This is a genomic window from Streptomyces sp. MMG1121, assembly GCF_001280015.1.
In the GTDB taxonomy this organism is placed as follows: Bacteria; Actinomycetota; Actinomycetes; order Streptomycetales; family Streptomycetaceae; genus Streptomyces.
The window spans coordinates 14970-35538 of the sequence record NZ_LGDV01000141.1 but is presented as its reverse complement, the minus strand read 5'-3'; the positions used below and the strand labels follow the sequence as shown (position 1 = coordinate 35538).

Annotated in this window: 18 protein-coding genes; 9 read left to right on the top strand and 9 right to left on the bottom strand. The window is 71.7% G+C overall.

The window, feature by feature from the left end; translation table 11 throughout:
• Positions 1-4: 4 nt before the first annotated feature.
• Together ADK64_RS14255 and ADK64_RS14250 are read left to right on the top strand one after the other, a co-directional pair.
• Positions 5-1258: a cation:proton antiporter gene (locus ADK64_RS14255; protein WP_053658793.1), complete on the top strand. Its 1254-nt coding sequence runs from the start codon at positions 5-7 to the stop codon at positions 1256-1258.
• Positions 1259-1308: 50 nt separating this feature from the next.
• A complete protein-coding gene (locus ADK64_RS14250; protein ID WP_053658791.1) occupies positions 1309-1935 on the top strand; it encodes a DedA family protein in 627 nt (208 codons plus the stop codon).
• Here ADK64_RS14250 and ADK64_RS14245 read toward each other — a convergent pair.
• The 4 genes from ADK64_RS14245 to ADK64_RS14230 all read right to left on the bottom strand — a co-directional run bounded on the left by ADK64_RS14245 (position 1932) and on the right by ADK64_RS14230 (position 6260).
• Positions 1932-3587 carry an MFS transporter gene (locus tag ADK64_RS14245; RefSeq protein WP_234384567.1) on the bottom strand — a complete coding sequence of 552 codons (1656 nt, stop codon included), beginning with the start codon at positions 3585-3587 and terminating at the stop codon, positions 1932-1934. The genes ADK64_RS14250 and ADK64_RS14245 overlap by 4 nt on opposite strands.
• A gap of 152 nt (positions 3588-3739) precedes the next feature.
• The gene (locus ADK64_RS14240; protein ID WP_053658789.1) at positions 3740-4162 is read right to left on the bottom strand and encodes a MarR family winged helix-turn-helix transcriptional regulator; all 423 of its coding nucleotides are present in this window, start codon (positions 4160-4162) and stop codon (positions 3740-3742) included.
• A gap of 88 nt (positions 4163-4250) precedes the next feature.
• Positions 4251-5270: an MASE1 domain-containing protein gene (locus ADK64_RS14235; RefSeq protein ID WP_053658787.1), complete on the bottom strand. Its 1020-nt coding sequence runs from the start codon at positions 5268-5270 to the stop codon at positions 4251-4253.
• Between the two features lie 159 nt (positions 5271-5429).
• Positions 5430-6260: a PP2C family protein-serine/threonine phosphatase gene (locus ADK64_RS14230; protein ID WP_053658786.1), complete on the bottom strand. Its 831-nt coding sequence runs from the start codon at positions 6258-6260 to the stop codon at positions 5430-5432.
• Between the two features lie 264 nt (positions 6261-6524).
• On the opposite strand from ADK64_RS14230, the gene ADK64_RS14225 reads away from it, so the two are divergent.
• Complete coding sequence (locus tag ADK64_RS14225) at positions 6525-6839, top strand: hypothetical protein (RefSeq protein ID WP_053658784.1); 315 nt, start codon at positions 6525-6527, stop codon at positions 6837-6839.
• A gap of 327 nt (positions 6840-7166) precedes the next feature.
• Positions 7167-8321 carry a Cmx/CmrA family chloramphenicol efflux MFS transporter gene (locus tag ADK64_RS14220; protein ID WP_053658782.1) on the top strand — a complete coding sequence of 385 codons (1155 nt, stop codon included), beginning with the start codon at positions 7167-7169 and terminating at the stop codon, positions 8319-8321.
• Positions 8322-8335: 14 nt separating this feature from the next.
• Here the strand turns inward: ADK64_RS14220 and ADK64_RS14215 are convergent, their stop codons facing one another.
• On the bottom strand, positions 8336-9544 hold the full coding sequence (locus ADK64_RS14215; protein ID WP_234384561.1) for a hypothetical protein: 1209 nt from the start codon (positions 9542-9544) through the stop codon (positions 8336-8338).
• Positions 9545-9756: 212 nt separating this feature from the next.
• Here ADK64_RS14215 and ADK64_RS14210 point away from each other — a divergent pair, with 212 nt between their 5' ends.
• Positions 9757-11202: a glyceraldehyde-3-phosphate dehydrogenase gene (locus tag ADK64_RS14210; protein WP_053658777.1), complete on the top strand. Its 1446-nt coding sequence runs from the start codon at positions 9757-9759 to the stop codon at positions 11200-11202.
• A 72-nt stretch (positions 11203-11274) separates the two neighbouring features.
• Here the strand turns inward: ADK64_RS14210 and ADK64_RS14205 are convergent, their stop codons facing one another.
• The 3 genes from ADK64_RS14205 to ADK64_RS14195 all read right to left on the bottom strand — a co-directional run bounded on the left by ADK64_RS14205 (position 11275) and on the right by ADK64_RS14195 (position 15876).
• Positions 11275-13233: a collagenase gene (locus ADK64_RS14205; RefSeq protein WP_053658775.1), complete on the bottom strand. Its 1959-nt coding sequence runs from the start codon at positions 13231-13233 to the stop codon at positions 11275-11277.
• Between the two features lie 147 nt (positions 13234-13380).
• Positions 13381-14334, bottom strand: coding sequence for a LysR family transcriptional regulator (locus tag ADK64_RS14200; RefSeq protein ID WP_053658962.1), 954 nt, complete (start codon positions 14332-14334; stop codon positions 13381-13383).
• A gap of 654 nt (positions 14335-14988) precedes the next feature.
• Positions 14989-15876 carry an NAD(P)-dependent oxidoreductase gene (locus ADK64_RS14195; RefSeq protein WP_053658773.1) on the bottom strand — a complete coding sequence of 296 codons (888 nt, stop codon included), beginning with the start codon at positions 15874-15876 and terminating at the stop codon, positions 14989-14991.
• Positions 15877-15940: 64 nt separating this feature from the next.
• Between ADK64_RS14195 and ADK64_RS14190 the strand changes: the two genes are divergently transcribed.
• A complete protein-coding gene (locus tag ADK64_RS14190) occupies positions 15941-16321 on the top strand; it encodes a winged helix-turn-helix transcriptional regulator (RefSeq protein WP_053658771.1) in 381 nt (126 codons plus the stop codon).
• Positions 16322-16530: 209 nt separating this feature from the next.
• On the opposite strand, the gene proS is transcribed toward ADK64_RS14190, so the two are convergent.
• Positions 16531-17943 carry a proline--tRNA ligase gene (proS, locus tag ADK64_RS14185; RefSeq protein WP_053658769.1) on the bottom strand — a complete coding sequence of 471 codons (1413 nt, stop codon included), beginning with the start codon at positions 17941-17943 and terminating at the stop codon, positions 16531-16533.
• Positions 17944-18272: 329 nt separating this feature from the next.
• Here proS and ADK64_RS14180 point away from each other — a divergent pair, with 329 nt between their 5' ends.
• The 3 genes from ADK64_RS14180 (at position 18273) to ADK64_RS14170 (ending at position 20561) form a co-directional block, all read left to right on the top strand.
• The gene (locus ADK64_RS14180; protein ID WP_234384560.1) at positions 18273-19637 is read left to right on the top strand and encodes a glycoside hydrolase family 27 protein; all 1365 of its coding nucleotides are present in this window, start codon (positions 18273-18275) and stop codon (positions 19635-19637) included.
• Positions 19583-19894 carry a substrate-binding domain-containing protein gene (locus ADK64_RS44925; protein ID WP_199829612.1) on the top strand — a complete coding sequence of 104 codons (312 nt, stop codon included), beginning with the start codon at positions 19583-19585 and terminating at the stop codon, positions 19892-19894. Before ADK64_RS14180 ends, ADK64_RS44925 begins: the two co-directional genes overlap by 55 nt.
• A gap of 97 nt (positions 19895-19991) precedes the next feature.
• Positions 19992-20561: a TetR/AcrR family transcriptional regulator gene (locus ADK64_RS14170; protein WP_053658765.1), complete on the top strand. Its 570-nt coding sequence runs from the start codon at positions 19992-19994 to the stop codon at positions 20559-20561.
• The last annotated feature ends 8 nt before the right edge of the window (positions 20562-20569 follow it).

Here is a 20569-nt window from a genome sequence, read left to right as displayed (position 1 = left end):
GCGCGTGCACTCCTCCGCGGTCTTCCTGATCGAGTTCGGCGCCATCATCCTCGGCCTCGGCCTGCTGGGCCGGCTCGCCGCGCGCCTGCGGTTCTCGCCGATCCCGCTGTATCTGCTGGCCGGGCTGGCCTTCGGCGAGGGCGGGCTGCTCCCCCTCGGCGCGAGCGAGGAGTTCGTGGCGATCGGCGCCGAGATCGGCGTCATCCTGCTGCTGCTCATGCTGGGCCTGGAGTACACGGCCAGCGATCTGGTCTCCAACCTCAAGACCCAGTACCCGGCCGGCCTCGTCGACATGACCCTCAACGCCCTGCCCGGCGCCGCGATGGCCCTGCTGCTGGGCTGGGGCCCGATCGCCGCCGTCGTCCTGGCCGGCATCACCTGGATCTCCTCCTCCGGCGTCATCGCCAAGGTCCTCGGCGACCTGGGCCGGATCGGCAACCGGGAGACACCGGTGATCCTCAGCATCCTGGTGCTGGAGGACCTGTCCATGGCGGTCTACCTGCCGGTCGTCACGGCCCTGCTGGCCGGCACCGGCCTCGCCGCCGGCAGCCTCACCCTGGCCATCGCGCTCGGGGTGGCGGGCCTGGTCCTGCTGCTGGCGGTGCGCTACGGCCGGCACATCTCCCGCTTCGTCTCCAACGACGACCCGGAGAAGCTGCTGCTGGTCGTGCTCGGCCTGACACTGCTGGTCGCCGGGCTCGCGCAACAGCTCCAGGTCTCCGCGGCCGTCGGCGCGTTCCTCGTCGGCATCGCCCTGTCCGGCGAGGTCGCCGAGGGTGCCCACAACCTGCTGGCGCCGCTGCGGGACCTGTTCGCGGCGGTGTTCTTCGTCTTCTTCGGGCTGCACACCGACCCGGCGAGCATCCCGCCGGTCCTGCTGCCCGCGCTCGCGCTGGCCGTCGTGACCGCCCTGACCAAGATCGCGACGGGATACTGGGCGGCCCGGCGCGCGGGCGTCTCGGCCAAGGGCCGCTGGCGGGCGGGCGGCACCCTGGTCGCCCGCGGCGAGTTCTCCATCGTCATCGCCGGACTCGCGGTCACCTCTGGGATGGACTCCGACCTCGGGCCGCTGGCTACGGCCTACGTACTGATCCTCGTCGTCGTGGGCCCGCTGACCGCCCGTTACACCGAGCCGCTCGCCCGGCGCCTGACCGGCCTGCGGTCCGGACGCACGGCACCGCGGGCCACGGGCGACATCCTGTCGGACGACGAGGCGGGCGACGTGGTGCGGGACCAGGACACGGTCGGCCGGCCGTAGCCGCGCGGCCCCGTGCCGGGCCCTTGACCCCGGCGCCGTACCGTGGGGGCATGGCCCCTCCGCTGCCGGGTCCGCTGGCCCATCTGGCGCCGCTGCTCGCTCACTACGGCTACTGGGCCGTGGGGGCCGTGGTCCTCGTGGAGGACTTCGGGGTGCCCGCGCCCGGCGAGACGATCCTGCTCGCCGCTGGGGTGTACGCGGGCGCGGGGCGGCTCAACATCGTCGCCGTCGCCGCCATCGCGTTCGCCGCGGCCGTCCTGGGGGACAACATCGGCTATCTCATCGGCCGGGTCGGCGGGCGGGCCTTCGTGCACCGCTGGGGGCGGTACGTGTTCCTGACGCCGGAGCGGTTCGCGGCCGCCGAGGAGTTCTTCGGCCGGCACGGCGGCAAGATCGTCACCGTGGCCCGGTTCATCGAGGGTCTGCGCCAGGCCAACGGCATCATCGCCGGCACCACGGGGATGCACTGGCTCCGCTTCCTCGCGTTCAACGCGCTCGGCGCGGCCCTGTGGGTCGGTCTGTGGACCACCCTGTCCTATCTGGTGGGCGACCACATCACCACCGTCTACGACGAGGTCACGCGCTACCAGCTCTACGTCCTCATCACCGCCGGCGCACTCGTCGCCGCCCTCGTCGTACGCCACGTCGTACGAAGGCGGCGACGCGAGCAGGGCTAGGACGAGGTGCGGGTCGGCCGGGCCTTCGGTGCCTGGTCCGGGCCGCCCCGCGGGGTGTCGTCGGCGGCACGCTCGTGGCCGCCGCGCAGGGCGGAGGCGAGCGCGGAGACCAGGGCCATGCCCGCGGCGACGCTGAAGACGATCGTCAGGCCGTGGTGGAAGGGGCCGGAGACCAGTTCGGGGAAGAAGGTGTGGCCGGTCAGCGTGGCGCGCTGGGCCGCGCTCACCTGGTCCAGGGTGCCGCCAGAGCCGAGCAGATGGCCGATGGGGTTGTTGCCGAGGAACGTGGCGAACAGGGTGCTGACCGGTGGCAGCGAGGCCACCTGGTGGGCGGTGCCGGCGGCTACGCCGTGTGCCTGGAGGCCCTGGGCGAGGGTCTTCGGCAGGGTGCCGGCCAGGCCGGACACCATCAGCGAGAAGAAGACACCGATGGACAGGGCCGTGCCGGAGTTCTGGAAGGTGGAGCGCATCCCGGAGGCCACGCCCCGGTAGCGGGCGGGCACGCTGCCCATGATGGAGGAGGTGTTGGGCGCGGAGAACATGCCCTGGCCCAGGCCGTTGAGCAGCAGGAGTGCCGCGAAGACGCCGTAGTCGAAGTCCACCGGCAGGGCGAGCAGGCCGAAGAAGGACGCGGCGACGACCAGCAGCCCGGTGGTGGAGAAGAGCCGGGCGCCGAACCGGTCGGACAGATAGCCCGAGAGGGGGCCGGCGATCAGGAATCCGAGGGTGAGCGGCAGCATGAAGATGCCGGCCCACAGCGGGGTGTCCTCGAAGTCGTAGCCGTGCAGCGGCAGCCAGATGCCCTGGAGCCAGATGATGAGCATGAACTGCAGCCCGCCCCGGGCGATCGCGGTCAGCAGGGCGGCGAGATTGCCCGCGGCGAACGCCCGCACCTTGAACAGCGACAGCCGGAACATGGGCTCGGCGACCCGGGTCTCGACGACGCAGAACACCAGCAGCAGGAAGAGGCCGCCGAAGAGCCCGGTGAGGACCCAGGGGTTGGTCCAGCCGGTGGAGTGGCCGCCGTAGGGCTGGATGCCGTAGGTGATGCCGGCGAGCAGGATGCCGGCTCCGGAGGCGAAGGTGAGGTTGCCGAGCCAGTCCACCCGGCCGCGTCCGCCGACCGCGGTCTCACGCAGGCTCAGGTACGACCAGACGGTGCCGGTGATGCTGACCGGGACGCTCACCCAGAACACCGCCCGCCAGTCGACGGCGGCCAGCAGACCACCGGCGAGCAGGCCGAGGAACTGCCCGGCGAGGGCGGTGATCTGGTTGATGCCGAGGGCCATGCCGCGCTGGCGGGCCGGGAAGGCGTCGGTGAGGATGGCGGCCGAGTTGGCGGTCAGCATGGACCCGCCGAAGGCCTGCACGATGCGCCACAGGATCAGCCACAGGGCGCCGGCGCCGGCCCGGAACGGGTCCAGGGACAGCGCGACGGAGGCACACGCGAAGACCAGGAAGCCCAGGTTGTAGATCCGGACGCGGCCGAACATGTCGCCGAGCCGGCCGAGGACGACCACCAGGACGGCCGAGACCAGCAGGTAGCCCAGGATCATCCACAGCAGGTAGCCGATGTTCCCGGCCGCGAGCGGGTCGAGGCCGATCCCGCGGAAGATCGCCGGCAGCGAGATGATCACGATGGAGGCGTCCATCGTGGCGATCAGCACGCCGAGGGTGGTGTTGGAGAGGGCGACCCACTTGTAGCCGGGCCCCGGCGGCGTCTCGCGCGTGCGGGCGGAGCGGGCGAGGATACGGGCGCGTATGCCTCCGGCGGAGGAACCGGACGGTGCCGGACGGGTGCCGCTCACAGCCGTTCCGCCAGTCGGTCGAGCAGGGGCAGGACGTCCTGAAGGGCCTGCCGCTCCTGCGGGGTGAACTCGTCCAGGGCGAGGGCGAGCCGCCCCATGGACTCGGAGCGGCGCTGCTCCAGCATGGCCTGTCCTTCGGCGGTGATGGAGACGATGAACCGGCGTCCGTCGGACGTGTCGGGCGTACGGCTCACCAGCCCGCGCTGTTCGAGCCCGGCGAGGGTGCTGGCCATCGCCTGCGGCCGGACCCGTTCCAGTTCGGCGAGCGAGCCCGGCGAGTCCGGACCGCTCCGGGCGAGCCGGGCCAGCACCGAGACGCCGGAGAGCGACACGTCCCCGACCGCGTGCGCCTGTCGCAGTCGCCGGACGATCCGGCCCATGGCCAGCCGGAGCCCGGCGGCGAGTCCATTCGTGTCCATGTTTACTAACGATAGGTTTATCAGTCTGAACTGTTCAACCAAGCGTAAGCAATCGTACGGACCCGCCGCGAGCACGCCCCGGCGAAGGTCAGGAGAACGGGCTCGGGCGGCGGGTACGGGGGTCGTCAGGGCCCTCGGTGTCCGGAGGCGGGAGGGGTGGTGGGGCCTCCCCCGCGGTGAGGTGTTCCAGGACCTCGACCAGTTCCTGGCAGGCCTTCTCCACCGAGCGGCGGGTGTTGCGCTGCTCGGTGATCACGGCGGACAGCAGCAGTGCGGTCAGGGCCATCGATCCGTTGAACGCCTGGAGTTTCGCCATGACCTCGATCCGGCTCAGCCCCGCGAAGGCGCCGACGCCGTCCGTCGCGGCGTCGGTGGCCAGCACAGAGGTCAGCAGCGCGCACAGCACGCTGCCCACCAGCTCGAAGCGCAGAGCGGCCCAGATGAGCAGCGGGTAGACGAGGTAGAGCACGCTGAGCGAGCTGTAGACGGCGACCGGCACGAGGAAGCAGGCGACGACGGTGAGCGCGGTCGCCTCCTTCCAGCGGGCCAGGGGCGGCGGCCAGCGGGCGCCGTGCAGCAACAGCAGCAGCGGGGTGACGATCAGGACGCCCATCGCATCGCCCACCCACCAGGCCAGCCAGACCGGCCAGAATTTGTGCGCGGCCAGCTTGTCCGTGACCACGAGGAGGCCGACACCCACGGTCGCGCTGATCAGCATGGCGCCGAGCGCTCCCAGGAACACCAGGGCGACGCCGTCGCGTAACCGCCGGAGGTCGGTGCGGAAACCGGCCCGGCGCAGCAGCAGCGCCGCGCACACCGGTGCGCCGGTCTGGCCGGCGAGGGTGCCGAGCACGTCGAGACGGGGGGTGACGATGGACGCCACCACGAGGAACGCACCGATCGTGACACCGGGCCAGCAGCGCAGGCCGAGGATCAGCAGGGCGGCGAGGGCGACACCGCTGGCGGGATAGATGGGCGTGACGACCGCGCCCTCGACGACCAGCTCCCGCACGAGCCCGAGCCGCCCCGCGGCGAAGTAGCAGACCGCGACGGCCAGCACCTGGACGACATGGCCGACCGGCCGGCGCTGAACCTCGTTACCCACCACAGCAGCAATCTCACACGGGCGCCGACGGGTCGGCGAGGCGAGAGCGGCTGCCGTCCAGCCCTATGGCGTAATGCGGTGGGGGTGCGAGGGGGTGGGGGCGTGGTCGAGGCGGTTGCGGTCGGGGGCGGACGCGGGCGAAGGCACACGCGAACCGAGTCTTCACGGTCGGAGGCAAGGACCGTCCAGGCCGACGACCAGGACGGCCGCGTCGTCCTCGTGGCCGACGCTCTCGGCCCCCTTGATCACGGCCGCGGCCAGCGCGTGGGCCTCCAGGCTCGCTACGGCCGCGATGCCGGCGAGGCGGACCACCTGGTCGAGGCCGTCCTCGACGGTCAGTGACGGTCCCTCCACCACTCCGTCGGTGACCAGGACGAACACCCCGCCCGTGGTCAGCCGGTGCCGGGTCACCGGGTACTCCATGCCCGTCTCGATGCCGAGCGGTGGTCCGCCCTCGTCGTCGACGACGCCGGACCTGCCGTCCGCCGTGGCCCAGACGAAGGGGATGTGGCCGGCCCGGGCGCTCTCCAGCACCCCGGTGGCCAGGTCGAGGCGCATGAAGGTGCAGGTCGCGAACAGGTCGGTGCCCAGGGAGAGCAGCAGTTCGTTGGTGCGGGCCAGGAGTTCGCCGGGGTCGCTGGTGACCGACGCGAGGGCGCGCAGTCCGGCCCGTACCTGGCCCATGAAGGCGGCGGCCTCGATGTTGTGTCCCTGGACGTCACCGATGGACAGCCCGACCCGGCCGTCGGGCAGGTCGAAGGCGTCGTACCAGTCGCCGCCCACGTTGAGCCCGAGGTTGGCCGGGGTGTAGCGCACGGCGAGGTGCAGTCCGGGGGCGGTGGGCAGGTCCCGCGGCAGCATGCCGCGCTGGAGGGCGATGGCCAGCTCGACCTGGCTGCGCTGCACCTCCGCGCGCTCGCGTGCCTGGGCGGTGAGCGAGCCGAGTCGGGCCAGCAGCTCGTCGCCTTCGTCCATGGAGCGCTTGCGGGGCATCGATCACTTCCGGCGGGGCGGTGGCCCACGGAGGCCGGGCGCCTGAACTTTCGGCAAACGTCTAGATTTTACCGAAATCTGATGATCTCGCCTTCGGGGCGGCGCCCGGGTGCGAGGTCAGCACCTTGATCCGTCCGTCCCCCGGACGGTGGACATGCCCGTGTCGGGGCCGAGGCCGCACCGGGCCGCGATGCGAGATTACGGCTGCGGCTTCGGGCCGCTTCGTCAGCCATCCCCTGTCACCGCCCTCGGAGGGACACCACCATGCGCCTGTGCCGTCCGCTCGTCGCCGTTCTCGGCGGACTCGCCCTCGCCCTGACCACCACCGGCTCCGCGCTCGCCGCGGACGGCACCTTCACGTGGGTCGGCCCCAAGGGCGAGCCGTACGCCATCGACAGCCCGCCGCAGTACAAGTGCCTCGACATGGCGCAGGAGGCTCGCGGAGCGCACAACGCCACGAAGAAGCCCCTGGTCACCTTCACGCAGAAGAAGTGCCATGGGGCGGCGACCCGGCTCGCCCCCGGCAAGTCGGCGCCCAGTGGCGCGCGTTTCGCCAGCATCGTGTTCAACCCGCGCTGACCGGCACCGCGAGGAAAACGGGTGGCACGCGTCCGCGCCCGGGCGCTAGCGTGCCGCCCATGTCCACTCCCGAGGCATCCAGGCGCTAGCCACCGGCCGTCCGGTGGCGTCGCCTCCCTTTCTCCTTGAAGTTCCTCCTTCGAGGCCGTAGCGCCACGAGGCGTACCCCACCACCGGACCGCCGTTCCGCACGCGATCGCCCGCGCGCTCGGCTGGATGTCCGATCCCGACCGCACTCACTCGTCGTGAACGACGGCACCCACCTGTCGTGACCGGCGCGGGTCCGCGTGCTCGCTACCCGTCCGCGACCCGGTGTGTGGAGTCTTCATGCCTTTCGCCCTCTATCTGCTCGGGCTGGCCGTCTTCGCCCAGAGCACCTCCGAGTTCATGCTGTCCGGCCTGGTGCCGGACATCGCCCGCGACCTCGGGGTCTCCGTCCCCACCGCGGGCACGCTCACGTCCGCCTTCGCCGTCGGCATGATCGCGGGGGCCCCGCTGACGGCGCTGCTCGGCCGGCGCCGGCCGAGGCGGCAAGCCCTGCTGGTGTTCCTGGGCGTGTTCCTGCTCGCCCATGTCGTCGGCGCGCTCACCTCCGACTTCGGTGTCCTGCTGGCCACCCGGGTCCTCGCGGCCCTGGCCAACGCCGGCTTCCTGGCCGTGGCGCTGGCGACGGCGACCGGCATGGTCGCGCCCGACGCCAAGGGCCGGGCCGCCTCGATCCTGCTCGGCGGCACCACGCTCGCCTGTGTGGTGGGCGTGCCCGTCGGCGCCGCCCTGGGTCAACTGCTGGGCTGGCGCTCGGCGTTCTGGGCGGTGGCCCTGCTGTCCGCGCCCGCGCTGGCCGCGATCGCCCGGTCGGTGCCGACCGGGCGGACCGGGCCGGACGGGCCCGGCACCGGGGCACGCGCGGAGCTACGGCTACTGCGCCGGCCCCGGCTGCTGGTGACGCTGGGCCTCGGCGCGCTCGTCAACGGCGCCACCTTCTGCACCTTCACCTACCTGGCCCCGCTGGCCACGGACGTGACCGGGCTCGGCGCGGGGTGGGTGCCGGGTGTGCTGGCGCTGTTCGGTGCCGGCGCGTTCGCCGGGGTGACGTCGGCGGGGCGGCTGGCGGACCGGCGGCACCTGCCGGTCCTGTGGGCGGGCGGGGCCGCGCTGCTCGCCGGGTGGGCACTGCTGGCTCTGTCGGCCGGGCACCCGGCGGCGGCCGTCCTGCTGGTTCCGGTCCTCGGGATGCTGTCGTTCGGCGTCGGTTCGACGCTGATCACGCGGGTCCTGTACGAGGCGGCTGACGCCCCCTTGCTCGGGGGCGCCTTCGCGACCTCGGCGCTGAACGTCGGCGCCGCCCTCGGCCCGGTCCTCGGCGCCGCCGCGATCGAGGGCGGCCTGGGCTACCGCTCACCGGTCTGGGTCAGCGCCCTGCTGATGACACCGGCGCTCGCCGCCCTGGGCCTGGTCCGGCGCGAGCAGCGGCCCGCGTGACAGCCGGCGGTGGCTCACAGCGGGGAGCGGGCCACCGTCGTCACATAGGCGCCGAACAGCAGGGAGACCAGGGTCAGGGCGCCGTAGACGAGGACCGCCTGGGCCGGGCGGGCCCGCCAGGTGCGCATGAGCGCGCGGGCCATGGGGATGAGCAGCGGGAAGGCCGGCAGCAGGAAGCGCGGTTTGGAGGAGAAGGAGCCGGAGCCGCCGACCACGAGCAGGATCAGGATCCCCGAGAAGACCACCAGCGCCAGCGGGGCGCGCTCCAGGCACAGCAGCGCGAAGAGCAGGCAGCCCACGGCGACGATCACCAGGGCCATCGGGTACACGACGCCTCCGCCGTGCAGCAGCAGCCCCTTCACGAACCGGGCCGAGCCGATGCCGAAGTCGAATTTGGAGTCCCAGGCGCTCTGCACCTTGAAGTAGCCGCCGAGCAGGTCTCCCGTCTGCTGGCCCACCCACAGCACATAGCCGAGCCAGCCGAGGGGGGCGAGTACGGCACCGGCCCACAGGCTCACCGGGACCCGGCCGCGCTGCCGCAGCGCCTCGTAGCCGGCGGCGAGGGAGACGGCGATCGCGATCGCGAAACCGCTGGGCCGGGCCAGGCCGGCCAGCGCGGCGAGCGAGCCGGCCCACAGCCAGCGGCCCTTGAGCACGTGGTACAGGGACCAGATGGCCAGCGCGGCGAACAGCGACTCGGTGTACGCGATGGTCAGTTCGGCGGCGTGCGGCATCACGGCCCACAGGGCGACCAGTGCGGTGGCGACGCCGCGTCCGTAGAGCAGGTGTCCGATGGCGTAGACGCCGTACGCCGCCACGCCCGCGGCGATCCAGGAGATGAGGAGGGCGGCCTGGCCGGGGGTCAGCGGCAGGACCGTGGTCAGTGTCCTGATGAGGCCGGGGTACAGCGGGAAGAACGCCCAGTCGGCCTGGGGGGCGCCTTGCGGGGTGATCCAGATCTTGTGGCCGTAGCCCTGGGCGGCGATGTGCAGGTACCAGCGGGAGTCCCAGGAGTGGGCGAGGCTCTTGAGGAGCGGATGCCCCCGCAGGGCGTTGGCGAGGATCATCGCCAGAACCCCGACGAACCGGACCGCCACGAACAGGGCGAGGGCCGCCAGCGCACCCTCGGGGGTCCCGCGGCGGGCGATCCTGGGTAGGGCCGTGCGTCGGAGGGGCCCGGACGGGGCGGCAGCCTCGGGTCGGGGCACAGAAGAGGTACTCACTCTCTTGACCTTGAACACGCCTGGTAAGACGTGCAATCCACGACCCGGGTTTCTTACACACTTCCACCCTGATTCAGGAAATTACCCCTTCTTTCGGAATCAGGCGTAATCCGGGCAAACCGCCCCGAGAGGCACCCCGCCGACGCCCCCCAGAAAGATCAACGTAGGGTGCGGTTAGCATATGAGCGCTGCCTAGCTCGAAAGATAAATCTGTGACTGTCAACGACGACTCGTTCACCAACTGGAAGATCCGCGAGGAGATCGCGGAGTCGATGATCCCGCTCATCGGGAAGCTGCACCGCGAGCGGGACGTGACCGTCCTGCTGCACAGCCGCTCCCTGGTGAACAAGTCGGTGGTCAGCATCCTGAAGACGCACCGCTTCGCCCGGCAGATCGCCGGCGCCGAGCTGTCGGTCACCGAGACCATGCCGTTCCTGCAGGCCCTGACCGCTCTCGACCTCGGGCCCTCGCAGATCGACCTCGGCATGCTGGCCACCGCGCACAAGGCCGACGAGCGCGGCCTGAGCGTGGCGGAGTTCACCGCCGAGGCCGTCGCCGGCGCGACCGGCGCCAACAAGATCGAGCGCCGGGAGTCGCGCGACGTCGTCCTGTACGGCTTCGGCCGCATCGGCCGGCTCGTCGCCCGGCTGCTGATCGAGAAGGCCGGCTCCGGCAACGGCCTGAGGCTGCGCGCCATCGTCGTACGCGGGGGCGGCGATCAGGACATCGTCAAGCGTGCCTCGCTGCTGCGCCGGGACTCCATCCACGGCCAGTTCCACGGCACGATCACGGTGGACGAGGCGAACAGCACGATCGTCGCCAACGGCAACGCCATCAAGGTGATCTACGCCGACGACCCGACGGCCGTCGACTACACCGAGTACGGCATCCGGGACGCCATCCTCATCGACAACACCGGCAAGTGGCGCGACCGCGAGGGACTGTCGAAGCACCTGCGTCCCGGCATCGAGAAGGTCGTGCTGACCGCGCCGGGCAAGGGCGACGTCCCGAACATCGTGCACGGCGTCAACCACGACACCGTCAAGCCGGACGAGCAGATCCTGTCCTGCGCCTCCTGCACCACCAACGCGATCGTGCCGCCGCTGAAGGCGATGGACGACGAGTACGGCGTGCTGCGCGGCCACGTGGAGACCGTCCACTCGTTCACGAACGACCAGAACCTGCTGGACAACTACCACAAGTCCGAGCGTCGTGGCCGCTCCGCGCCGCTCAACATGGTGATCACCGAGACCGGCGCCGCCTCCGCCGTCGCCAAGGCGCTGCCCGACCTCAAGGCGAAGATCAGCGGCAGCTCGATCCGGGTCCCCGTGCCGGACGTCTCGATCGCGATCCTCAACCTCCAGCTGGCCCGCGAGACCACCCGCGAGGAGGTCCACGACTACCTGCGCGAGGTCTCGCTGACCTCGCCGCTGCGCCGCCAGATCGACTTCACCACGGCGCCCGACGCGGTCTCCAGCGACTTCATCGGCTCGCGCCACGCCTCGATCGTGGACGCCGGCGCGCTCAAGGTCGACGGCGACAACGCGATCCTGTACCTCTGGTACGACAACGAGTTCGGTTACTCCTGCCAGGTGGTCCGCGTCGTCCAGCACGTCTCGGGCGTCGAGTACCCGACGTTCCCGGCGACGGCCGTCTGACGGCTGACCGCCCACGGCCTCGGCCGCCGACCGGAGGTCCGGTCGGCGGCCGACGTGCTGTGGTACGTACGCTCAGGCCTTGCCCCCGGCCTTCGCGGCAGGGGCGCAGGCCCCCGTGGCACACGCCGTGAGCCACTGGTCGAAGTCGGTGTCGTAGCGGGTGCCGATGCCGTCGTGGTAGACGGCGTATCCGCCCGCGTAGTCACCGGCGCGGAAGCGGGCGAGCATGCTCTGGACGTCGTCGGGGTGCCGCTCCGCCATGTAACGCACGGCGAGATAGCCCCACGGGTAGGTGCGGGTCGTGTCGCTGTTGGCGTAGGTGTTCTCGAAGAGCGTGCTCAGCCTGTACGTGTGCTTGCCGGCCTCCTGGATCGCCTGGTCGTCGGCGATCCCCCGGTAGCCGTAGGAGACGTACTCGGCGAGGCCCTCGATCCACCACACGTCCGCCACGGAGGTCTGCTGCGCGAAGTCGCCCTTCATGTCGTCGCGGGCGTCGAGGAAGTGCGTGTACTCGTGGTTGAGGTTCCAGATCCGGGCCGTGAAACCGTCGTCGGAGTCCTTCTGGTACATGATCGACGTGGGCTGGTTGGCCGGGTCGGACGGGTCGCCGTCCAGCGTGATGCCGCCGTTGTCGGTGCTGACGCCGTAGATCGCGCCCGCGTAGGTCTGGTAGTCGGCGCGGCTGGCGAAGACCACGAGCTGGATGCTGGAGACGTACTGGCCGGGTATCGGACCGTCGGCCTTGACCAGGTTGCGGAAGTAGGCGTCCTGGTTCAGCACACTGGCGCATACGGCGGCGAGGTCGTCGGCCGTCAGGGACTCGGCGCGGATCGTGTGGGTCGCGTCGCACTGGTGGGTGATCGGCAGGGCGGCGGCGGTGAGCTTGGCGGGCAGGTCGCAGACGTCGTAGTACGCGCAGTCGCCGCCGTCGTACGCGCCTGCCTGGGTGGCGACGGCGACCCAGAGGGCTGCCGTGGGGCCGGTGATCCCGGACTCGTCCAGCAGATCCTTGGCCAGCGGCCGTACCGTCGCCTGAAGTTCGGGATGCTCTACGTAACGGGCCAGGTTCATACCGGCGTTGGAGTCCAGGAAGGCCAGATCGGTGCCGAGCAGACCGGTGTGGTCCAGCGCGAAGTCGTGCAGGGTGCCGGTGATCGACGGGTCCGCGGTGACCGCCGTGACGTAGTCCGGATTCCAGTTGCCGCGCCACAGCGGGGTGTAGACGTCGTTGACCGCGCTGACCATGCTGGCCACGGAGTCGTACGAGCTGTCGTAGTCGGTCAGCAGCCGCTGGTAGACGGGAAGATAACGACCCTGCTGATCGGCGCTGTCGGTGAGGATGACGGTTTCGCCGAGGATGTCGCCGTTGGCCGCCGTCACGTCGTACGCGTGCGAGCGGGCGAAGAAGGCGTCCAGGCCGCCGGTGACGGCGGTGGTGAGACGGGAGGTGTACGAGCCCACGTCCGCGGGGTCGTTGAACTGCACGTAGTACCCGGCCCGCAGGAACAGGACCAGTTGCTCCAGGCTGGCGGAGTTGTCGCCGCGGTACTGCCGGGCCGTACCGGTGAACGCGGCCGCCACGGTGCGCATCTGGGACTCACGGAAGACGGCGTGCGCGTCCTGGCCGGTGACCGAGAACAGGGTGTTCACACAGTCCGTGGTCGAGGCCTTCACGAAGGCGACGAGAGCGGAGCCGGTACGGCTGCCGAAGTCGGCCGGCGTACAGGATGCGGCCTTGGCCGCCCTGCGGGCGGACTGGCCGAACAGGGGCTTCTGGGGCGGGAGCTGGGCTGGGCTGAGCCGGTGGGTCTGGCTCGCGGGGCGTTCCGTGACGGCGGCGGCGGCGCCGGCCGGAGACGGTACCGAGGTGTGCGGGCGGGACGGTGCGGCGGGACCGGGGTGCGGCTGGGGTGCGGCCAGCGCCGGCGCGGACAGCAGGCCGGCCACGGTGACACAGACGGCGGCGGCACCGGCCAGGCGGGCGGTCGTACGCCCGGGTCCGCGTCTGGGCAGCGCGAAGCGATAGCGCATCTGGGTTCCTCCATGAAGGGATGCGCCTCTGTGGGGTGTTGAGGCGTGTGAGGCACTGTCTCAGCGGGCCGCTCGCCCAACAATGCCGTGTGACATAGCACATGGCACTGACCACTCATAACATCGCGGCACGCTTTTGACATGCTCCTACGCGCCGGTGACGCTCCAGGTGCGTGAGGCCCAGGCCCGCAGATGCGGTGCCTGGGCGACGAGATCGCGGTACGCGGCCATGGCGGACTGGGACAGTGCCTCCAGGACCTCTTCGCCGACGGTGTCGGGCCGCCAGGCCAGCACATAGCGGCACCACAGCGGTGAGCCGACCAGCGGCTTGACCACGACGTGCGGGATGGGCCGCAGCGTCGGCTGCACCAGGGACACGCCGAGACCGTCGGCGATCATGCTCTGCAGCTGGCTCTGGTCGCCGAGGAACTCGTGGACCGTGACCGGGGTGAAGCCGGCCGCCGCGCAGGCCTCGTAGAACACCCCGGGCCAGCCGGCGCCGTCGTCCGGGGTCACGAACCACGCGTCCTCGGCCAGGTCCGCGAGCTGCACCTGGGCGCTCTGGCGCAGCCGGTGCCGGGAGGGCAGGGCGACGAACGTCGGCTCGGTGACGATCCCGCGGTGTCGCACCGCGGCCGAGTGGCGCAGCTCCATGCCCGGGTAGTCGGCGGCGATCGCGGCATCCACCGCGCCCTCCTCCAGCAGTTCCACGATCCGTGAGGAGGCGTAGACGCTGTTGACCGCGAGGGACAGGTTCGGCAGCCGGGTGCGGACCCGGGAGACCGTGCCGGACAGCATGGGCGAGTTGGTCGCGGCCACGCGCAGTGTACGGCGGGGCGGTGCGGCGGCGGGGCGGTGGCCTATGGCGTCGGCGCGGGCCAGCACGTCGCGGGCCTGGGCGACCACCTCGGCACCGTAGGAGGTCGGCCGCGCTCCGCTCGTGCCGCGCTCGAAGAGCGGCTCGCCGAAGTGGCGCTCTATGCGGCGCAGCTGGGTGCTCACGGCGGGCTGCGAGTAACCGAGCTGTGCCGCCGCGCGCCCCACGCTGCCGGCGTCGGCGATCGCGCACAGCACCCGCAGGTGCCGCAGCTCCAACTCCATCGCTCCACTCCCCGCCTCGTCCCGCAGGGGCTCGACCGCCTCTCGGGAAACCTGGTGCTCACGCCCGCCGCCGCGGATGGCCGCGGCCGGCGGACCGAAGCGTTCCATTGTGCCGCATCCGACACAAGGCACAGGTCCGCCGACCTTGGGACAGGGTCGGGCGAACGGATTGGCCCACCTCAGGACCGGCCGCGCGCGGACCACCCCGCCTCGGAACAAGGGCTCGACACCCGGCCCGCCCCGCCTCCGGGCGGACTCAGGCGTACAGAACGGCCTCCCCCGCCACCGGCCGGGCGCCCGGACCGGCCCACCTGGGACAGGGACCGGCCCTACGGAATCACCCACCTCAGCACCAACCACACACACGGACCACCCCGCCTCGGAACAAGAGCTCGACACCCGGACCGGCCCGGCTCCGGAGCCGGCCCGTAGAGCCACCTCGCCTCGGGACCCGGCCCGAGCGGCCCGGTACGTCTCGCGTCGGAGGCGGACCTCCCCGCACCACGCCGCACCGCCCCACCCGCCCTGCCCCGGAGCGGCCTGGCCTCTTTCGGCACGGGCTCACCACAGTCCGGGGACAGACGCCCCGTCCCCGCGCGCCGCTGCCCACTCAGCGCCGGCCCAGGACCTCCCGTGAGACCCCCCGCCCCCGGCTCAGGGCCGGCTCAGTACCTCCGCGACCCGGATGAACCCGTCCGTCCCATGGCCGAGGTCGACGGCACGGCGGGCCATGGCCTCCGTCGCGCGCATCGCGCCCGCGTCGATGCCGTGGGACTCGGAGACGTCGATGACATGGGCCATGGTCGAGAGGGCCGAGGTGAGGGGGTTGATCGACCCGGAATAGGTGCCCTCGTCGGCGTCCTGGGCGAACTCGGCGAACAGCGGTGGCAGGATCGCGCCGATGCCCTGGGCGAAGGGCGCCAGTTCCCCGGCGGTGACGCCCTCCGCCCGGGCGATCGCCACGGCGTGCGCGTAGCCCGCCATCGCGGTCCAGAAGATGTCGAGCAGCGCGATGTCGAAGGTGGCCGCGCGCCCGATCTCCTCGCCGAGACGGGTGTGCGTCCCGCCCAGCGTCTCCAGCACGGGAAGGTGCTCCTCGTAGAGGGCCTGCGGACCGCTGTGCAGGAAGACGGCTTCTGGTGTTCCGATGCTGGGTGCCGGCGTCATGATCGCACCGTCCAGGTAGCGGATGCCGTGGGCGGCCGCCCAGTCCGCCGTGTCCCGGGCGCGCTCCGGGGTGTCGGCGGTCAGGTTCACGACGGTACGGCCCTTCAGCGCCCGGGTGACCGGCTCGGACCGCAGTACGGCGTCGGCCGCGTCGTAGTTCACCACGCAGACCACGGTCAAGGCGGAGGCGGCGACGGCCTCCTCGGCCGAGCCGGCACCGGTGGCGCCGCGCTCGACCAGCTCCCGGTCCTTGCCCGGCGTGCGGTTCCAGACCGTCGTACGCAGCCCCGCCGTCAGGAACGCGGTGGCCAGCGATCGGCCCATGGGGCCGAGACCGAGCACGGTGACGGCGGGAAGATCAAGGGACGAGGACATGTTCCAACTCCTGTACGTGTAAAGGAAAGTGGCCGTACGGCCTGGTGAGGAATCGAGGACGCCGATGACACGCAGCCGCGCGCAGGACCCGAACGTCTGCGGGGTGACCGCCGCGATCGCCGTGATCGACGGCAAATGGAAGACGTCCTTGCTGTGGCTGCTGGAGTCCGGCCCGCACCGTCCCGCCGCCCTGCGGCGCCGGCTGCCGGGGCTGAGCGAGAAGGTGCTGACGCAGGCGCTGCGCGAGATGGAGGAGGACGGTCTGGTGCACCGGGAGGTGCACGACGTGGTGCCGCCGAAGACCGTCTACTCGCTGACCGGTTTCGGCCGCGACCTGTCCGAGGCGCTGGGGCCGGTGGCCGACTGGGGACACCGCCGCCTGGATCAGCTCCGCGAGCACGATCACGAACACGAGCACGAGCACGAGCACGAGGCGGCTTCGTGACGCGCTGTCGTCCCCACCTCCCCTTCGTCCGTGCCGCCGAGCGCCTCTGACCTCGTGGAACGAGCCTCTCCCGGCCTGGTGGCGGCTGCCAAGTACGCACAAAAAAGTGGGTATGCGAGAGGGGCGGCCCCCGGCGGAAGCGCGGGCCGCCCCTCAGTGGGGCCGCTTGCGGTCAGGCCGTTGTCGGCGGGCCCTCGGCAAGGCCGTTCTCAGTAAGCCCGTCCCACGACCGCGACCGTCCCCGGCTCGTCGTCGCTCCCGGGCACCGAGCCGTCCGCCGCGACCAGGCACCGTACCGACACGCCCCGCTCGCCCAGCCGGGCCTCGCCGTCGGGGCCCAGTGTCGCCCACGGGATGCGGGCCCAGCCGGTGCTCGCGGCCTCGACGGCCTCCTCGACGGTGGTCACCTCGACCGTACGGTCCTCGCGGCGCCGGCGGGACTGCGCCAGCAGCAGCGCCTGGTCGTCCTCCAGCGCCCCGGGCAGCAGCGCGGGCAGTGCGGCGGCGGTGACCGGCTCCTTGGTGCCGGGGATGCGGCGGACCAGCACGGCCGTGCCGTTCTCCAGGTCGCGCGGGCCCACCTCGATCCGTACGGGCACGCCCTTCAGCTCCCAGTCGACAGCGCGCCGGCCGAACGGCACGTCCGTGCGGTCGTCGACGTGGACGCGCACGCCCGCCGAGGTCAGCCGGTCGCCGATCGCGCGTACGGCGGCCAGTACCGCCGCGTCGCCCTTGACCGCGAGGACCACCACCTGGACCGGAGCCAGACGGGGCGGCACGCGCAGCCCGTCGTCGTCGCCGTGTGTCATCACCAGCGCGCCGATCATCCGGGTGGTGGAGCCCCAGGAGGTCTGCCAGACATGCTCCTGCCGGCCGTCCCTCGACACGTACTCCGTGTGGAAGGCCTTGGCGAAGTTCTGGCCCAGCTCATGGCTGGTGACCATCTGGAGGGCCTTGCCGTCGCCCATCATGCTCTCCAGCGTGAGGGTGTTGATCGCACCGGCGAACCGCTCCCTGGCCGTCTTGCGTCCGGAGACGAAGTCCATGGCCAGGACGCCGCGCAGGAAGTCGCCGTAGACCTCGTTCTGGACGCGTGCCGCGAAGGCGCGCGCCTCCTCGTACGTGGCGTGCGCGGTGTGGCCCTCCTGCCACAGGAACTCCGTCGTGCGCAGGAACAGACGCGGGCGCAGTTCCCAACGCACCACGTTCGCCCACTGGTTGATCAGCAGGGGCAGATCGCGGTAGCTCTGCACCCACTTGGCGAAGTACTCGTTGACGATCGTCTCGGAGGTGGGCCGGACCACGACGGGTTCCTCCAGCTCCTTGCCACCCGCATGGGTGACGACCGCGAGTTCGGGCGCGAACCCCTCGACGTGCTCGGCCTCCCGCGTCAGGAACGACTCCGGGATGAGCAGCGGGAAGTACGCGTTCTGGGTGCCGGTCGCCTTGATGCGGGCGTCCATCTCCTGCTGCATCCGCTCCCACAGGCCGTAACCGTACGGTCGGATGACCATGGTGCCGCGCACCGGGCCGTTGTCGGCCAGCTCCGCCTTGTTGACCAGGTCCTGGTACCAGCGCGGGAAGTCGTCCGCCCGGGGGGTGAGCACGGGTGCTTTTGCCATGCCGGGCAGGCTAGGACGAGCGGCCGCCGGTACGCGAACCAATTCCCGCCCCCTTGACCCGGCGGTGGAGCACTGCCACTTTTCATCGACACAAAGGGAACGGCAAGGGAACGGGATTCCGGGGCGGCGAGGACTCACCGGTCCCGACCCGAGGGCGGTGTCCGCCTCGACGTCGTGGCGCTGTGCGGGCTGCTGTGCGCGCAGCCGTACATCAGCGCCGACGTGGGCAGTGGCACCGTCCGGGGCTGACCCTGCCCCCGCACTCCTTCGTGACCGTCCGGGCCCCGGTGCTCCCGGCCCTCCCCCCGGCGAGTTGAGAGGTGACGACCGTGGAACGGCCTCTGCCCGAGCGCCGGCTGCGTCCTCCGATGGGCTGGAACAGCTGGGACTGCTACGGCCCGACGGTCACTGAGGACGAGGTGCTCGCCAACGCGGTGTTCCTGCGCGATCATCTGCTGCCCCACGGCTGGGACACGGTGGTGGTGGACATCCAGTGGTACGAGCCGACGGCCCGCGCGCACGGCTACAACACGGACGCGCCGCTGGTCCTCGACGCCTACGGCCGCCAGCTCCCGGCACCGAACCGGTTCCCCTCCGCCGCCAGCGGGGCGGGCTTCGCGCCGCTGGCCCGGCGGGTGCACGGCCTCGGACTGCGCTTCGCCCTGCACATCATGCGCGGCATCCCGCGTCGTGCTGTCGCGGCCCGACTCCCCGTACACGGCACGGAGTTCACCGCCGACGAGGTCGCCGAAACGGATTCGGTCTGCCCCTGGAACTCCGACAACTACGGCCTGAACCACGACCATCCGGGCGCGCAGGCCTACTACGACTCCCAGGTCGCCCAATTCGCCGACTGGGGCGTGGACTTCGTCAAGGCCGACGACATGCTCTTCCCGTACCACGAGCGGGAGGTCGCCGCCTACGCGCGGGCCATCGAGCGCTCTGGCCGGCCGATCGGGCTGAGCCTGTCCCCCGGCACCGATGTCTCCCTCGCCCGACTGGACCATCTGCGGGAGCACGCCACGATGTGGCGGGTCTGCGACGACCTGTGGGACCGCTGGGCGGATGTCGAGGCCCAGTTCGCCCGGATGGCCCGGTGGGCGCCCTGGCAGGGCGCGGGCGGCTGGGCCGACGCCGACATGCTGCCGCTCGGCCGTATCGGCATCCGTGCCGAACGCGGCGAGGACCGGCTGTCCCGGCTCACCCGGCCCGAGCAGATCAGCCTGCTCACCCTGTGGCTGATCGCCCGTTCGCCGCTGATGATGGGCGGCGACCTGCCGACCAGCCCGCCCGAGACCATCGAACTCCTCACCAACGACGAGGCGTTGGCCGTCCTGTGGCACAGCACCGGAAACCGCGAGGTGCTGCGCGAGGGCGACCTGGTGTTGTGGACGGCCCGCGACACCGATGGCCGTACCCGCTACGCCGCCGTGTTCTCCCTCGCCGACGGGCCCCGCCGGTACGAGGTGCCGCTCGGCTCGCTCGGTGCCCGGCCGGCCGACCGGGTCCGGGAGCTGTGGAGCCGTACGCCGGTCGCGCACGACGGCCGGCGGCTGACCGTCGAGGTGCCCGCCCACGGCGCCGCCCTCTATCGTCTCGCGCAGGACACCGGGGCGGCGGACACCGGGCGGGAGTGGGCGTGGCGACGATCCAGGACGTGGCGAAGGCGGCCGGGGTGGACCACCCGGTGGTGATCCTCGGCGAGCGGATCTTCGGCGGGTCCGTGGGCCATGTCGCCATGCCCACTGTCGAGGCGTCGGCGGCCGCCACCCGGCATCTGATCGAGCGGGGCTGCCGGCGCGTGGCCGTCGTGTGCGGTCGGCCGCGCGACGAGGTCGACGTGTCGAGCCTGCGTCACACCGGCTACCGGCAGGCACTGCGGGCCGCCGGTCCGCCCGCCGACCACCTGGCCCAGGTGCGGAGCGTGCCGGCGCTGACCATGGCCCGCTGACCGAATCCTTGATCCACTCTGCGACTACAGTCCACTCCCATTTGCCTAAAAGGTTTAGGCAGACCCATAATCATTTATGGCAGAGAGGAGCGAGCTTATGGTTCGCGTAGGTCTGAACGCCGAACGGCTGGCCCGTGCGGGCGCCGAGCTGGCCGACGAGGTCGGCTTCGACCAGGTGACCGTGTCCGCACTGGCCCGGCGGTTCGACGTCAAGGTCGCGAGCCTCTACTCGCATCTGAAGAACTCCCAGGACCTCAAGACGCGGATCGCGCTCCTGGCCCTGGAGGAGCTGGCCGACCGCGCCACCGACGCGCTCGCCGGCCGGGCCGGCAAGGACGCCCTCACCGCGTTCGCCGACGTGTACCGCGACTACGCCCGCGCCCACCCCGGCCGCTACGCGGCGACCCGCCATCCGCTCGACCCCGCAGCGGCGGCGGCGAGCGCGGGCCGCCGGCACGCGCAGATGACCCGGGCGATCCTGCGCGGCTACGACCTGGCCGAGCCCGACCAGACCCACGCGGTCCGCCTCCTCGGCAGCGTCTTCCACGGCTACGTCAGCCTGGAGAACGCCGGCGGATTCAGCCACAGCGCGCCCGACTCGCAGGAGTCCTGGACCCGGATCCTGGACGCCCTCGACTCCCTGTTGCGCCACTGGCCCACCCCCTGACCGCTCCT

Coding starts and splice junctions, on each gene's coding strand:
- ADK64_RS14225 (WP_053658784.1), top strand. CDS start 6,525: ATGCGCCTGTGCCGTCCGCTCGTCGCCGTTCTCGGCGGACTCGCCCTC.
- ADK64_RS14220 (WP_053658782.1), top strand. CDS start 7,167: ATGCCTTTCGCCCTCTATCTGCTCGGGCTGGCCGTCTTCGCCCAGAGC.
- ADK64_RS14240 (WP_053658789.1), bottom strand. CDS start 4,162: ATGGACACGAATGGACTCGCCGCCGGGCTCCGGCTGGCCATGGGCCGG.
- ADK64_RS14170 (WP_053658765.1), top strand. CDS start 19,992: ATGGTTCGCGTAGGTCTGAACGCCGAACGGCTGGCCCGTGCGGGCGCC.
- ADK64_RS14195 (WP_053658773.1), bottom strand. CDS start 15,876: ATGTCCTCGTCCCTTGATCTTCCCGCCGTCACCGTGCTCGGTCTCGGC.
- ADK64_RS14200 (WP_053658962.1), bottom strand. CDS start 14,334: ATGGAGTTGGAGCTGCGGCACCTGCGGGTGCTGTGCGCGATCGCCGAC.
- ADK64_RS14190 (WP_053658771.1), top strand. CDS start 15,941: ATGACACGCAGCCGCGCGCAGGACCCGAACGTCTGCGGGGTGACCGCC.
- ADK64_RS14205 (WP_053658775.1), bottom strand. CDS start 13,233: ATGCGCTATCGCTTCGCGCTGCCCAGACGCGGACCCGGGCGTACGACC.
- proS (WP_053658769.1), bottom strand. CDS start 17,943: ATGGCAAAAGCACCCGTGCTCACCCCCCGGGCGGACGACTTCCCGCGC.
- ADK64_RS14245 (WP_234384567.1), bottom strand. CDS start 3,587: ATGGACGCCTCCATCGTGATCATCTCGCTGCCGGCGATCTTCCGCGGG.
- ADK64_RS14230 (WP_053658786.1), bottom strand. CDS start 6,260: ATGCCCCGCAAGCGCTCCATGGACGAAGGCGACGAGCTGCTGGCCCGA.
- ADK64_RS14250 (WP_053658791.1), top strand. CDS start 1,309: ATGGCCCCTCCGCTGCCGGGTCCGCTGGCCCATCTGGCGCCGCTGCTC.